The sequence below is a fragment of the uncultured Thiodictyon sp. genome, assembly GCF_903828115.1.
In the GTDB taxonomy this organism is placed as follows: Bacteria; Pseudomonadota; Gammaproteobacteria; order Chromatiales; family Chromatiaceae; genus Thiodictyon.
Window position 1 is genome coordinate 1 of the sequence record NZ_CAIKKU010000289.1, and the last position, 12,971, is coordinate 12,971.

General features: G+C 63.1%; 12 protein-coding genes and 2 pseudogenes. 5 read left to right on the plus strand and 9 right to left on the minus strand.

The window, feature by feature from the left end:
• Positions 1-202: pseudogene (locus QZY48_RS10660) on the plus strand (transposase); the annotation flags it as partial.
• On the opposite strand, the gene QZY48_RS10665 reads toward QZY48_RS10660, so the two are convergent.
• The gene (locus QZY48_RS10665) at positions 150-479 is read right to left on the minus strand and encodes a DUF3611 family protein (protein ID WP_295430842.1); all 330 of its coding nucleotides are present in this window, start codon (positions 477-479) and stop codon (positions 150-152) included. The pseudogene QZY48_RS10660 and the gene QZY48_RS10665 sit on opposite strands and share 53 nt — an antisense overlap.
• Positions 480-927: 448 nt before the next feature.
• Between QZY48_RS10665 and QZY48_RS10670 the strand changes: the two genes are divergently transcribed.
• The gene (locus QZY48_RS10670) at positions 928-2,448 is read left to right on the plus strand and encodes an alpha/beta fold hydrolase (RefSeq protein ID WP_295430843.1); all 1,521 of its coding nucleotides are present in this window, start codon (positions 928-930) and stop codon (positions 2,446-2,448) included.
• Positions 2,445-2,744, plus strand: a complete 300-nt coding sequence (locus tag QZY48_RS10675) for a hypothetical protein (protein ID WP_295430844.1) — start codon at positions 2,445-2,447, stop codon at positions 2,742-2,744. Before QZY48_RS10670 ends, QZY48_RS10675 begins: the two co-directional genes overlap by 4 nt.
• Before the next feature lie 380 nt (positions 2,745-3,124).
• Here the strand turns inward: QZY48_RS10675 and radC are convergent, their stop codons facing one another.
• The 7 genes from radC to QZY48_RS10710 all read right to left on the minus strand — a co-directional run bounded on the left by radC (position 3,125) and on the right by QZY48_RS10710 (position 9,840).
• Positions 3,125-3,712, minus strand: a complete 588-nt coding sequence (gene radC, locus QZY48_RS10680; RefSeq protein ID WP_295430845.1) for a RadC family protein — start codon at positions 3,710-3,712, stop codon at positions 3,125-3,127.
• A complete protein-coding gene (locus tag QZY48_RS10685) occupies positions 3,709-3,924 on the minus strand; it encodes a hypothetical protein (protein ID WP_295430846.1) in 216 nt (71 codons plus the stop codon). The genes radC and QZY48_RS10685 overlap by 4 nt, the downstream gene beginning before the upstream one ends.
• A complete protein-coding gene (locus QZY48_RS10690; RefSeq protein WP_295430847.1) occupies positions 3,924-4,928 on the minus strand; it encodes a type I restriction endonuclease in 1,005 nt (334 codons plus the stop codon). The genes QZY48_RS10685 and QZY48_RS10690 overlap by 1 nt, the downstream gene beginning before the upstream one ends.
• A 511-nt stretch (positions 4,929-5,439) precedes the next feature.
• Positions 5,440-6,612, minus strand: a complete 1,173-nt coding sequence (locus QZY48_RS10695; protein WP_295430848.1) for a PDDEXK nuclease domain-containing protein — start codon at positions 6,610-6,612, stop codon at positions 5,440-5,442.
• The gene (locus QZY48_RS10700; protein ID WP_295430849.1) at positions 6,609-7,868 is read right to left on the minus strand and encodes an N-6 DNA methylase; all 1,260 of its coding nucleotides are present in this window, start codon (positions 7,866-7,868) and stop codon (positions 6,609-6,611) included. Before QZY48_RS10700 ends, QZY48_RS10695 begins: the two co-directional genes overlap by 4 nt.
• 5 nt (positions 7,869-7,873) lie before the next feature.
• Entirely contained in the window at positions 7,874-8,863 is a 990-nt protein-coding gene (gene glsA / locus QZY48_RS10705; protein WP_295430850.1) for a glutaminase A, read from the minus strand.
• 197 nt (positions 8,864-9,060) lie between these two features.
• Complete coding sequence (locus tag QZY48_RS10710; protein WP_295430851.1) at positions 9,061-9,840, minus strand: 20S proteasome subunit A/B; 780 nt, start codon at positions 9,838-9,840, stop codon at positions 9,061-9,063.
• A 1,008-nt stretch (positions 9,841-10,848) separates the two neighbouring features.
• Between QZY48_RS10710 and QZY48_RS10715 the strand changes: the two genes are divergently transcribed.
• Positions 10,849-12,111: an ISAzo13 family transposase gene (locus QZY48_RS10715; protein ID WP_295430852.1), complete on the plus strand. Its 1,263-nt coding sequence runs from the start codon at positions 10,849-10,851 to the stop codon at positions 12,109-12,111.
• 48 nt (positions 12,112-12,159) lie between these two features.
• Entirely contained in the window at positions 12,160-12,855 is a 696-nt protein-coding gene (locus tag QZY48_RS10720; RefSeq protein WP_295430853.1) for a sodium/glutamate symporter, read from the plus strand.
• Here the strand turns inward: QZY48_RS10720 and QZY48_RS10725 are convergent.
• Positions 12,852-12,971: pseudogene (locus tag QZY48_RS10725) on the minus strand (IS5/IS1182 family transposase); the annotation flags it as partial. The gene QZY48_RS10720 and the pseudogene QZY48_RS10725 sit on opposite strands and share 4 nt — an antisense overlap.

A 12,971-nucleotide genomic window follows, 5' to 3' on the forward strand; every position in this document is an offset into this window, starting at 1 on the left:
GGTATCCGAAGGCGAATGGGCATCGTTCGCCGACGCCAGTACAGAGCAGTTGGCTGAGTATTTACTCATCTTGGCGAACTATGTCGATCTGCACAAACTCCGAAAGACCACGCGCGGCCCGAAGAAACCGCCCACCCCGCGCACGAACTTCAAAGGCAAACCGCATGTCTCGACCGCCCGATTGCTTGCTGGGTCCGGGTAATCCACATGGTGTGCACCTTAAAAGGGCTGAACCAGACGATCGTAAACAGGAGCACCAGCATATTGGCCAGGCTCAGCAGCCCGACGATCGGCAGGCCGCTGCGCGGGCCTGAGATGCTGCCTGAAAATACAAAGACATAGAACATAACGACCAGGGGGATCGAGCCCAGCACCACCTGGAGCCAAAAACCGATCCGCCCCAGGCGGGTGAAGGTCTTGGCCAGACCCTCGATCTTCGCGACGTGTAGACCCTCAACGACTTGCTGCAACAAACTCATGACTGACACCTCGGCCGCTTGGTGCGGTCCGTCTGGGGGAGTGGTCGAAACAGAGCCGGGCGGCCCCGATCCGGATTTAGCGAACGGGATTCGGCAAACGGCCTTGTGCAAGATAGTGTCAAAAGAAAGAAAATAAAAGCGAACTGCCGGTCCCGCGAAGCGCAGTTCCCCGATCCCGGTTCGGCGCCAATGCCGTTGAGTGAAGCGCCGCAGCCCAAGCGCCTGGAGTCCAAGGCTTCAGCCTTGGAGCGGGCCAAGGCTGAAGCCTTGGACTCCAGCCAGAGGCGGCGCTCCCGATGGCCGGGGCGATCATTGAGGCCGTGTTGCCACGCCGCGGCGTATCATGAGAGCGTCGGCGCTTGCGTTGGAACGTCGGGGCCTTGCGCATGAGAGGCCCCCGCGTCGTCCGGGCCGGCGCTGCCGTTTCCTGATACATGCGAGTGACACCGTGAAAGGTCCCATCAAATCCGCCCCCGCGGCGCGAACGCTCGCAGGACTCCTCCTGTGCCTCCTCCTCGCCGCCTGCCAATCGGTGCCGCCGACGAGCGGCCCGACGCTGTGCGCCCGCCTGGACGAGTCGGCGCGGGTGCTCGCCTCGCCCCAGAGCAGCGCGCGACAGCGCGCCCAGGCGGGCGCCGACTATCGCGCACTGGCGGCGGACCACCTGCCGGAACTGCTGAAAGACGCCGCCCGGCCCGACCCCCTCGGGGGCTTGCTGCGCCAGGACCAGCCCGGCGTCTACGCGCCCGCAGGCTTCGCCGACCTCGCGCCCGTCGGGCGTCCCCGCGTGACGCAACCCGGTCTGCACCGCGCCGGGCTGGGGCTCCCGAGCATCGGCCGGGTCTTCCCCGGTGGCGCCAATGCCCCGTTTGCGGGCTATCAGGTCCCGGTCACCCTGCTGGCCCTGCCGACCGGCGCCGCGCCCGGGTCCTGCGGCGCGGCGCTCGTCGACCCCGAGCGCGTGAGCCGCGTGCCCGGCAAACGCGACGTGGTACCGGTCGCGATGGACCTGGAGGCCCCGCTGGACGCCACCCGGGCGATCGGCCTGCGGCGCGGTGAGGGTCTGACCAACCTGCTGCGCTCCGACCGCTTTCGCGGGCGGCCCCGGATCGTCTTCCTGCAGCCCTTCGACCCGGACAAGACCCCAGTGGTCCTGATCCACGGCCTGATGTCGACCCCGCGGATGTGGGCGCCCCTGGTCAAGCCCCTGCTGGCGGACCCGCGCATCCGTGCCCGTTTTCAGTTCTGGTTCTTCTACTACCCCACCAGCCAGCCGGTGCCCCTATCGGCACTGCAACTGCGCGAGGCACTGGACGACACCACGCGCGCGCACGGCCCCCACCGGCCGATGGTCCTGATCGGCCACAGCATGGGCGGCATCCTCGCCCGCGCCCAGGTGTCGCGGATCGACCTGGCCCAGGCGCAGACCATCAGCCCGCAACTCGCCTCCTTCCCCGCCGACAACCCGGTCCGACGCGCCCTGGTCTTCGCCCCGCGCACCGACGTGAGCCGCACCGTCTTCATGTTCACGCCCCATCGGGGCAGCGCGCTCGCCGTCACCAGCCTGGGCGCCTGGGGCATCCGGCTGATCCGCTTCCCCGAGTGGTTGCTGAGCGAATTTGCCCACTACACCCACCTGATCCCGGACACCATCGCCGGGCGCCTGCCGACCAGCATCCATGGCCTGTCGCCGCAGTCCCGGTTTCTGCGCCTGCTCGATCAGACCCGGCCGAAGGTTCCATCCCACTCGATCATCGGCGACCGCGGGCGCGGCCCCCTGGCGACCAGTTCCGACGGCGTGGTCCCCTACCGCAGCGCGCACCTGGATTTCGCCGAGTCCGAGGTCATAGTCCCCACCGGGCACAGCGGCTTCGACCACCCCTTGGCGGTCGCGGAATTGCGGCGCATCCTGCGTGCCGAGGCCGCAACGCCCTCCCCTCCACCCACACAAAAGGCATCGACACCATGACCGACAAAAATACCGACGAGGGCGTGATCACCGTCATGCTCGAGCGGCTGCGCACCCAGCGCCTGCCCCGGGTGCTCGATCTCCAGGCCAAGGTCGAGCGCGGCGAGCGGCTCGACGATTACGACCTGCGCTTCCTCTCCGAAGTCCTCGCCGACGCCGAGCGGGCCAAGCCATTGTTCGACCGCAACCCCCAGTTGGCCGAGATCGGCACCAAGATGGTCACGCTCTACGGGGCCATTACCTCGCGGGCGCTGGCGAATGAGGGCGGCGCCCAGGACCTGGCACCTCCGCGTTGAATGCCGTGCAATTCAAAGGATGAGGTGATTAGCGTCGAAACTCAGCCGGTGCCGATCCCGTCATCTGTCACGCCCTTTCAGGGCTGAGTGTATTCCTGTGCACAACCCAGGGCGTTGCCCTGGGCTGGTATGTATGACCCCGTTGGGGTCAATCCTCCCGCCCAGACGCCTTGGTTTCGTGCGGGAGGGTATACCTGCCGCCGCCACGCATCTTAAGCCCCGAAGGGGCGCCACATACCAGCCCAGGGTAACGCCCTGGGTGGTTTGTTGTTAAAGATGCCAGCCCTGAAGGGGCGTGACATCGGCAGGCCACAGGAACTGGCTGCGTTCGTAGGATGGGCAGCACGCGGTGATACCAAATCTGCCCCCCGCGACCCCTACTAGAGCATCCCCGCCTCCAAAAAGCTGAAATACCCCGTCCGGTTGAAAATGATGTGGTCCAGGAGTTCGATGCCGAGGATGGCGCCGGCGCCCTTGAGTTGCGCGGTGACGGCAATATCGCCCGGCGACGGTGCGAGACCGCCGCTGGGGTGATTGTGGGCGACGATGACCGCGGACGCGCGGTCGGCGAGCGCGTCGGCGAAGACCTCCCGCGAATGCACGGGACTGCGGTCGATCAGCCCGATCGACACCACCCGGATGTTCAGGATCTCATTCGCGCCGTTGATGCTCGCACAGAGGAAATGCTCCTGCTTGCGGTCGGCGTAGTGGTGGATGTGCGGTAACAGGTCGGCCGGGGCCTCGATCTTCGCCCCTTCCGGTTTGATGCGCCGACGGGCGAACTCGATGGCCGCGAGGATCAAGGTCGCCTTGGCATCACCTACACCGGCGAACTGCACCAGGTCTTCGGCCTTCACGTCGAGTCCCTTCTGGTCGATGAGCCGCGCCAGCTTGGCGGCCAGCGCCATCACGTCCAGGCCCGGCGTGCCCTGGCCGAGGAGCACGGCGAGCAACTCCTGGTCACTCAATGCCCCTGTCTGATGTAGAGCGCCTCTTCATCGGTGATATCGAAGGTCGCGCGGATCTGCGCAATCACGTCCTGCACCGACACCTTCACCGGCACCGGACCTGCTCCGCCCGCTCCCTTGCCCGCTTTCAGCCTGACCGGCCCGCCGCTGGTCGTCACGCCCTGATACTGCACCGCCGCCTTGGTGACCAGGGTGGCGCGAATCTGTTTCATCAGGTGATATCCACCAACTTCTCGTTGGTGCCGGCCTTGAACAGGCTGTGCATGCGGTCGGCCAGCCAGCGCATGGAGAGTGTCTTGCCGCTGCCGGCGGAATGCTCGGCCAGATACTTCTTGCCGATATCGCCGGTCGCGGCGAAGTGGGCGCTGATGTCCTGCGCCACCCGCCGCACCAGACGGCCTTGGTGATAGCGCGGGAAGATGGTGAAGGCGGGCCGCGCCGGCTTGTCGTCCTCGGCCTCCCGCCCGGGGACGCGGATGAGGAAGAACGAAAGCGCCTCCAGCAGGTGCTCCTGCGACAAGACCTCGCGGTAGAGGAACTCCACCGGATACTCGTCGGCATCCGTCGGGGTGTTGGTCAGCCCCATGTTATGCCAGCGGAAGTTATCTTCCTTGCGCGGGTCGGTGGCGCCCATCACGTGGCTGGTGTCGGCGGCGAGATAGAGAAAGGGATGCCGGAAGATCCTGTGACTATGGTCGCGCTTGGCGAACTGGGCTACCGCGTCATGCACGTTCTCATTGCGCTCGTGCTTCAGCTCCAGCGCGACGACGGGCAGGCCGTTGAGATAAACGACGAAATCGATCTCCTGGTTCGCGTCGCCGAAATAGAAGTGCGGGCGGAAGCTGATGCGGTTCCTGGCGTACTGGTCGGCGCCGGCGCTCGCCGCGGAGTGCGGATTGGGATAATAGAGGTGGAACCCCAGACCGCGCACCTTGAGGCCCTGGCGGAAGAGCAGCCACAGCGGCCGGTGCTCCAGTTCATTGCGTAGCGCCTTGAAGACCGCCTCCCGCGCGTCCGTGCCGTAATCGTCCGCCAGCTTCTTGAGTTGGTCGGGTTGAGTGGCTTCAAGGAAGGCCCAGAGCTCGGTCTCGGCGATGAAGTGCTCCGTGTCAGTGATGTCCGGCTGGTCCAGCACGGCATAGCGGTGCTCGCGGACCAGGTAATCCGCGATGTGCTGCTGAAAGGTCAGCTCCGGAGGCTTCTTCTTTCTAGCCATAGTCTGCGACCCGGTTGAGGTCGGTATCCGTGATCCGCCGTTGGCCGGTGACGCCTTCGTGGATCAGGGATTGGCGGTAGGGCTTGAGCCTCATAGTGGGAGCGGAACGCCTTGCTGCAATGAAGCCAAGCAAGATACCGCCCATATACTTGATGTGCCCTAGGGCGAATCAGCGCCAAATGATAACCACAAAGAACGCCAGGCAAGGTCTCCGCCACCAATGATGGAATCGCAATGTCGTCCGGACTCTCGGAGTCCTTGGTTGCCAAGACATCACCTTTCTGGAGCTGGAAGCGCACAATCTCGCGGGGCTCCGCAGAAGCCTCCATGAATTTAATATCGGACGTGATTCGGTCGTTATTGTAAACGTCCACATAGTTGCAAAGGCGGACGGCAATCTCAAAGTCGAAAGTATGCTTATCTACGTTGCTGAAAACGATTTCGGCAACATTGCCCATGCGGTCGGATCGCCAACCCTTCGGGATGTCTTTCAGGAAACTGCTCTTGGGGCTCATCGCCGCCCTTCCCCCATTTCCACCCGAACGATATCAGCGAGCTGTTTGGCAGTGGGCAGCTTACCCTTCAATTCGCCCGGCAGCTTCGACTGCAATTCATAGGCAGCGACACCGATGCGATTGCCCTTGGTCCGCAGCACATACTCGACCTCCACATCATCCTTTTCCGCGCAGAGGATGATCCCGATCGAGGGCTGATCCCCGGGGCCGCGCTCCTTGTCGTTGAGCAGGTTGAGGTAGAAATCCATCTTCCCCGCGTGCTCCGGCTCGAAGGCGCCGACCTTGAGATCGAAGGCGACCAGTGCCTTGAGGAAGCGGTGATAGAAGAGCAGATCGATGAAATATTCCTTTTCGCCCAGCGCCAGCCGGTATTGTCGCCCCACGAAGCAAAAGCCATAGCCGAGTTCGAGCAGAAACGCCTGCACACGGGCAATGAGGCGGTCTTCCAACTCGCGTTCCCTGACCGGACGATGGAGGTCGAGAAACTCCAGATTGTAAGCACTCTTCATCATCTCATCGGCCTGTTCCGCCCGATACACCGGCAGGGCAAGCTGGAAGTTGCGGGTCTTCTTCTGCGTTACCGCTCGTTCATAGGCGCCGCCCTTGATCTGATTGAGCAGGACATTGCGCGACCAACCGAATTGCGCGGTCGCGCGCAGGTACCAGATACGGGCGGCGGGTGACTTGATTTTCTTCATTATTTCAACATGATGCCCCCAAGGAACTGGGCCAAGCAATGCTGGCACAAGCTGTGCCAGTAATTGGTCCAGGTCGCTGACGACGAGTTGCCCGGCGGTTTCCGCGCCCGTCTGCCCCGGGTTGTCTCCATCAGGGCCTTCGATTTCCGGCACAGCCTGTGCCAGAAGTTCCGGCGACGTATACTCGAGATAGAGTTGCCGCATCCGCCAGAGGTTGAAGGACGAAAAGCCGGTGGTTCCCGGAAATGCCGTCTGAAGATCCTGGGCCACCAACTCGACAACGGATTCGCCCCAGCCCAGCACCTGCTGTTTGTCGACGATCCGGCGCCCGATATCCCAATAAAGCATGATCAGTTCGTGATTGACCTTCCTTGCCGCGGAAATGCGGGCGCTGACGACGCATGCCTTCAGGTCCTCGATGAACCGTCGGTATTCGGGCGAGACCAGAACCGTCGGATTAGTCTTCTTCATTTAGCCAATCCCTCCAACATTTTCTCAGCCTCCTTCTCCAACTGCCAGAACTCGGCCAGCAGGTCCTGCGCGGGCCTGGGCGGCTGGTAGCGATAAAGATATTTATTCGGCAGGATCTCGTAGCCGAGGATGGGCTTGCCGTCCTTTTTCGTCTCCTCCCAGCGGATGATCGGCTTGGCGATCTCGCGCGTGAGAAAGGCGGCGATGTCCTCGCCGTGCGGGATGTATTCATCGTCCTGCACATAGTGGCGGTGGGTCCATTCTACGGCCAGCGTCTCCCCGGCGCCGGCCAGGGCCTCCTTGAACCTCTTGGCCGCGTTGTCCTTGGGTGTGACGGTAAACGCGACCGTCTTCTCCTCGCCCTGCACCTTCAACTGCACGCGAAAGCTCAGGTCGCTGGCGTGGAACTCCTGTTCCTTCTTGAGGTTGGCGGCACTGAATGACTTGGGCTCCTTCTCGAATTGCCCGCGGGCGTCGATCAGCATCACGCGCCCCTGGTGGCTGGCCGGCTTGTCGTTGCGCAGCAGCCAGACGTAGGTGAAGATGCCGGTGTTGTAGAAGAGGTGCTCTTTCGCCACGGACAACATGCCGCCGGTGCCGCTGGCGGGGTCGTAGATGGAGAGGTGCCGCTCCGGAATGGGGATATCGAGCAACTCGACCATCAGGCGGATGACCTCGCGCGGGGTGAAGTGTTCCCCGGCCTCGTCACCGCTTTGCTCCGAGAAGCGCCGCAGCAGTTCCTCGTAGATGTAGCCCATCTCCAGCCCGGAGAGTTCGCCGGGGCCGAGCGCCAATTCCTTGTACTGATTGAGGATCGGCGCCAGCCGGTTATTCTTGACCATCAGGCCGATGGTGCCTCGATAATTGAAGTGCTCGATGATGTCATCGACGTTGCGCGAGAAGCCGTTGATGTAGGCACGGAAGTTGTCCTCCAGCAGGGCCTGGTCCTCCGCGTAGACCGAGCGCAGCGTCCAGTCGGTGCGATTGGAGAACGGGCATTGCTGGGGGTTCAGTTCCAGCCCCTTGACCCACTTGGCGACTTCTTTCTCGCTCAGGGTGGGACGGTTCTTGCGCACCTCGGCGGACTTCTGCACCCGCCAGTCGATCAGCACGCATTCCAGCCGGCGGATGACGATGATGGGCAGAATGACGCTCTGGTATTCGTAGGACTTGAACTTGCCGCGCAGGCGCTCGGCGGACTTCCAGATGTCGGAGGCGAGATTGTCGAGCTTGGGTTTGTTGAGAGAGAGGGTCATTATGATCAAGGCCCGCATTGACCTGCCTGGCACGGCCGGGAAGCAAACAGATTCAGGCCCAGTTGTTCGGATAGGAATCGGGCCGTCAGTTGGCCTTTGACGCTATTGCCGGAGGCATCGAGCAGGGGTGCGAAGGTCGCAAGGCCGCCCTTGCCGGGGGCGACCGTGATCAGTCCGCCGCTCACCCCGCTCTTGCCGGGTAACCCGGTGTCATAGAGCCAGTCGCCGGAATGCTCATAGAGCCCGGCGGTGACCATGACGGCGAGGATGCGGCGGCAGTGGTCGGGCGCGATCACCGGTTCGCCGGTCACCGGGTTCACCCCACCGTTGGCCAAGGTGGCCGCCATGACGGCCAGATCGCGGGTGGTCACGCGCAATGAACACTGCCGGGTATAGATGTCCGTGGCCTCGACCGGGTCGGAATAGATCCGATCGTAGCTCTGCAACAGTTTGGCGATGCCCGTGTTACGCTGGTTGGCGGCGGCCTCCGATTGGTAGACCGCCTCATCGATCAGCAGCGCCCGCCCGGCGAAGCGCGACAAGCCGTCCTGAATGAACCGCCACTGGGCCTCGGCGCTCGCGCCGGGCGCCAGGCTGGTGGTCGCGATGGCGCCGGCATTGACCATGGGATTGGTCATCCCATCGTCGCCGCGCTCCACGGCGATGACCGAGTTGAACGGCAGACCGGTGCTGTTGACACCCAGGCGCTGCCGCGCCTCTTCATCACCGATCGCCTGACAGATCAGGGCGAAGACGAAGGGCTTGGAGATGCTCTGAAGCGTAAACCCGTGGTCTGCATCGCCGGCCGTGAAGCAGGTGCCGGAGACCCCCGCCAGACAGATCCCAAAGAGCTGGCCCGGGACCTGCGCGAGGGCCGGGATATAGTCGGCAACCCGCCCCTCCTCATTCGACTTGAAGCGGGCCTGGGCCGCGGCGACCAGGCGCGCGACCTCGGCGGGGGCGGCCAGGCGGCCGGTGGAGATACAGTCAGACATAGGCATAAGGTAACGCGTCAAGAATCAGTCAAACACGAAGACGGTCGTTGTCGTTGTCGTTGTCGTAATCGGAGAAGCGATGCAATTGGGGGTGCAAGATAATCCGGGGCGCCACGATAAACACGATTACGATTACGATTACGATTACGATTACGACAACGACAACGACGCCAACAGCATTCCTTGATGGACTGCTGCTAGGACTGGGGATTACCCGGTTCCCAACTGAAGCGCGGGAGCGCGAAGAAGGCTTGGGTCAGGCTCTCGTCCCAACTCCGGCTGACGGCCGCCAGATCCGGCGATCCCGCCGGCAGCTTGAGCAAATGGGAGGGCGCGAGCTGATCGCGCGGACAGATCGCCACCTCGAACGGCGGCCCGACCGACAGATTGGAGCGCGCGGTCCCGACCAGCGAGACCAGACAGATGCGCGCCCCATCGGCGAGCGACAGCCCCGGGTGGACGATGCGATCCAGCGCGGGCTTACCGTACTTGCTGTCGCCGATTTGCAGATAGGGGGTCTCGGGCGTGGCGGCGATGGCGTTGCCCTGGGGATAGATCAAGAACAACCCGTGGGGCTGACCGGCAATCTGGCCGCCCAGGATAAAGCTCGCCTCGGCACTGACACCCGCCTGACGCAGGGCCGGACCGTGCTCGTTTTGCACCGCCTGACTCACCTGGCCGATGTAGGTCGCCGCCTCGAAGAGATAATTGACGTTGAGGAGCGTCACCAGGGGCGCCTGCTGAAAGGGGCTGGGCCGGGGATTGATGGCCTGATCCAGATCCCGGCCGATGCGGTCCAGGACCTCGCGCGTGGTCGCCAGGCTCCCGGCGGCCATCAGCACGAACAGCCGGTCGGGCGCGGGCTGCAAGACATGCAGCTTGCTGTAGGTCGAGATATAGTCGACGCCCGCGTTGGTGCGGGAATCAGCGGCCATTACCATGCCCTCGTCGAGCAGAAGTCCCACACAATAGGTCATTTCAGACAGGTCCTCTCAGGTTTTTTGGTTGGCCGTTACCGGCCGTCGTCCGGCATGTCCGCCGTCGCAGGTCTTGATCATCGTTCCGGCCAGTGGCGGTTCGTCCACAAACCGGAGGTCGAGGCTTTACCGTGAAAGTGCGTAGTCAGGCCATCCTGGCCTGACGGCGTTGGGACTGGAACAGTCAGGGCTGGAAGCCCTGACTACGCAGCCTCGCACGCCGGCAGTCGGGACAGCGGTCGAGAGGACTTTCATGTTCCGGGGTGGCGTGGGCGCCATGGCCGTTAGCCGGTGGCGGCTCCCGAGACATCCATGGGAAATAAGTGGCGCCTTCACGCCTGAGCGGCTAACAGCCATGAAGGCTCGTCCGTCACCCCGGAACCTGAAAGTTCCTTGTGGGAGCGGACTGCGACCGCGATGAGGCGCCGCAGCGAACGCCGACGCCGCGTTCCCCGCGCGGCCCGTCGCGGCCGAAGCCGCTCCCACAGCGTCGCTGCGCGACTCTTACGGTAAACCCTTGATTTACATTCGCCGGAAGAACGATCAAGGCCCGGTCGCGCACCGGCTGCCGACTCCGGCGCCCGCGTAGTATAGCGCCTGGGGCCGCGCCCCCGGGACCCCCGGGCACCCCCTGCCGATGATCCCGCAAACCAGGTATCCTGGGTCCCACGCAGTCCAGGCAAACTTGCCGCCGTGCCGCCGGGCGCGCGACGGCTAGGCCCCGGCGCCATTCGCCCAGGGACGTTTCATTAACAAGTTAACCGTCTTCCTTCACGCAGAAGGCCTTGATCATCGTTCCGGCCAAGCTCGGGCTTCAACCCGACCAGGTGCCACGCCCGAGAGGCCGGGATTAGCCTAAAGGCCATGATGCGACGCGACACCCGGCGGGCGAGACGCTGATCGCCGCCGTGCCGCGGCATGGCAGAAGGCGATAGGCAGTAGGCAGTTGAACAAGATCACTCGTGGTGCGAGCATAAGGCATCCTCAGCCCCGTCCGTTGGTAGCGCTATGAACGAGTTTTCCGGCTATGAAGCATCACACGAAGACTTCATGCGGCGCTATTGCCGATCGTTGCCGGAGGACCACCGGCGGCGCTACGCGGCCGTCGAGGCGTTGAAGATCAGTTACGGTGGCGTCGCCTACGTCGCCCGCGTCTTGGGCATGAGTCGGCGCACGATCTACACCGGAATCCGCGAGTTGGAGGCGATGGGCAACGACGATCCCAACCATCCGCAACGCCCCAGTGGCGATGCGAAACGTATCCGCCGCCCGGGCGGCGGCCGGCCCAGGATCGCCCAATGCCAAGCCGGGTTGACGGAGACGGTCGACGACATTCTTGAAGCGCACAGCGCCGACAGTCCCACCGACCCGGACGTGCGTTGGACCGATCTGAAACCGCTGCAACTGGCGCAGGAACTCGGCCAGCGTGGTTACCCAATCAGCCGAAACACGGCCGCGCACCTGTTGGACGACGCGGGCTTTCGTCCGCGCGCCCTGCGCAAAGAGTTGATCACCGGCCCGGTCGACCCGCATGAACGCAACGAACAATTCCTTTATATCAATGCGTTGCGTCATCTGGCCCGGGACCGGGGTTGTCCGGTGTTGTCTGTTGATACCAAGAAGAAAGAGTTGCTGGGCAACCTGCATCGGCGTGGTCACTGCTACAGTACCGCAAATCAGCTCGTTTACGATCACGATTTCCGCCACCTGGCTAGCGGTCTGTTGGTGCCTCATGGCATTTATGATTACTTCGACAATCTCGGCTTCATGACGCTGGGGACCTCGCGCGAAACCAGCGAATTCATCTGCGACGCCATCGCGCTGGCGTGGGAAGAGCACCTCCAGGCACGCTACCCTGACGCCGAAGAGATTCTCTTACTCATGGATGCCGGCGGCGCCAATGCCGCGCGTTCCCTACGCTTCAAGGAGGATGCGCTCGCCCTCGCGATGCGTGTGGGGCGATGCCTGCGTATCGCACACTACCCACCTTACACCTCCAAGTGGAACCCTATTGAACAGCGCTTGTTCAGCCAAGTCGAGCGCTCTTGGCGTGGCGTCATTCTAGATTCGCCGCAGACGGCCCTGCAAACCGTACAAAATACGCGCACCGAAACTGGTTTGCGGGTCACTGCCCGCATTCTCGATAAGGTCTATGAACTGGGGCGGAAGTGCTCCGATACGTTCCACAATATCAAAGACAAATTCATTCGCCACGACGCACTGCGTGGACAGTGGAACTATGTCATCGATCCTACCGGATCGTTTTCATAAGATGTTTTATTTTTTTTGCATCGTTACCCACCCTCATCAGGAGTTCTCATGGAGTTTCAAGACGGCGTTCTGCGCATCGCATCATTCCTCGCCGTAACCATCGGCATCATTGTGCTGTTCATCGGCAAACGCCTGAACGACAAGGTGGGCATCCTGCGCGAGTTCAGCATCCCGGAACCGGTCACCGGCGGCCTGCTGTTCTCCGTCCTGTTCGGGCTGTTCTATTTCGCCTCCGGGGTCGCGGTGACGTTCGACTTACAGGCGCGCGACATCCTGCTCGTCTATTTCTTCACCACCATCGGCATCAATGCAAGCGCCAGGGACCTGCTCGCCGGCGGCCGACCGCTCTTGATCCTGCTGACCGTCACCATCGCCTTCATGTTTGCCCAGAACCTCACCGGCATCGGGGTGGCGGCCCTGTTCGGCCTGCCGGCGGCGGTCGGGATCACCGGCGGGACCGTGTCACTGATCGGCGGCCACGGCACCACGATCGCCTGGGCGCCCGTCATCGCCGCCCAATACGGGATCAGCAACGCGATGGAGATCGGTATCGCCAGCGCCACCCTGGGCCTGATCCTGGCCAGCGTCATGGGCGGCCCGATCGCCAAGTTCCTGATCAAACGCCACGGGCTCACACCTGCCCCGCAATTGGTCGAGGAGGTCCAGGACATCGGCCTGTCCGAGACCCAGAAAAAGACCGGCATCGATCACCTGGACTTTCTCAGAGGGTATAGACAAAATTAAGTCGTTGTCGTCATGCGTCGTAGAAGGATCCGCGCCTCAGTGAGCCAGACCCAGGCTTCGGACACGCACAGCAGGCGATCATGGTGCATGATCAAACGGCGTGCGCGCTCGTTCCA

What these genes read in the sequence shown, in the direction of transcription:
- QZY48_RS10665 (WP_295430842.1), bottom strand. Translation starts at nt 479, where the DNA reads ATGAGTTTGTTGCAGCAAGTCGTTGAGGGTCTACACGTCGCGAAGATC.
- QZY48_RS10675 (WP_295430844.1), top strand. Translation starts at nt 2,445, where the DNA reads ATGACCGACAAAAATACCGACGAGGGCGTGATCACCGTCATGCTCGAG.
- QZY48_RS10685 (WP_295430846.1), bottom strand. Translation starts at nt 3,924, where the DNA reads ATGAAACAGATTCGCGCCACCCTGGTCACCAAGGCGGCGGTGCAGTAT.
- QZY48_RS10690 (WP_295430847.1), bottom strand. Translation starts at nt 4,928, where the DNA reads ATGGCTAGAAAGAAGAAGCCTCCGGAGCTGACCTTTCAGCAGCACATC.
- QZY48_RS10695 (WP_295430848.1), bottom strand. Translation starts at nt 6,612, where the DNA reads ATGAAGAAGACTAATCCGACGGTTCTGGTCTCGCCCGAATACCGACGG.
- QZY48_RS10700 (WP_295430849.1), bottom strand. Translation starts at nt 7,868, where the DNA reads ATGACCCTCTCTCTCAACAAACCCAAGCTCGACAATCTCGCCTCCGAC.
- glsA (WP_295430850.1), bottom strand. Translation starts at nt 8,863, where the DNA reads ATGTCTGACTGTATCTCCACCGGCCGCCTGGCCGCCCCCGCCGAGGTC.
- QZY48_RS10710 (WP_295430851.1), bottom strand. Translation starts at nt 9,840, where the DNA reads ATGACCTATTGTGTGGGACTTCTGCTCGACGAGGGCATGGTAATGGCC.
- QZY48_RS10715 (WP_295430852.1), top strand. Translation starts at nt 10,849, where the DNA reads ATGAACGAGTTTTCCGGCTATGAAGCATCACACGAAGACTTCATGCGG.
- QZY48_RS10720 (WP_295430853.1), top strand. Translation starts at nt 12,160, where the DNA reads ATGGAGTTTCAAGACGGCGTTCTGCGCATCGCATCATTCCTCGCCGTA.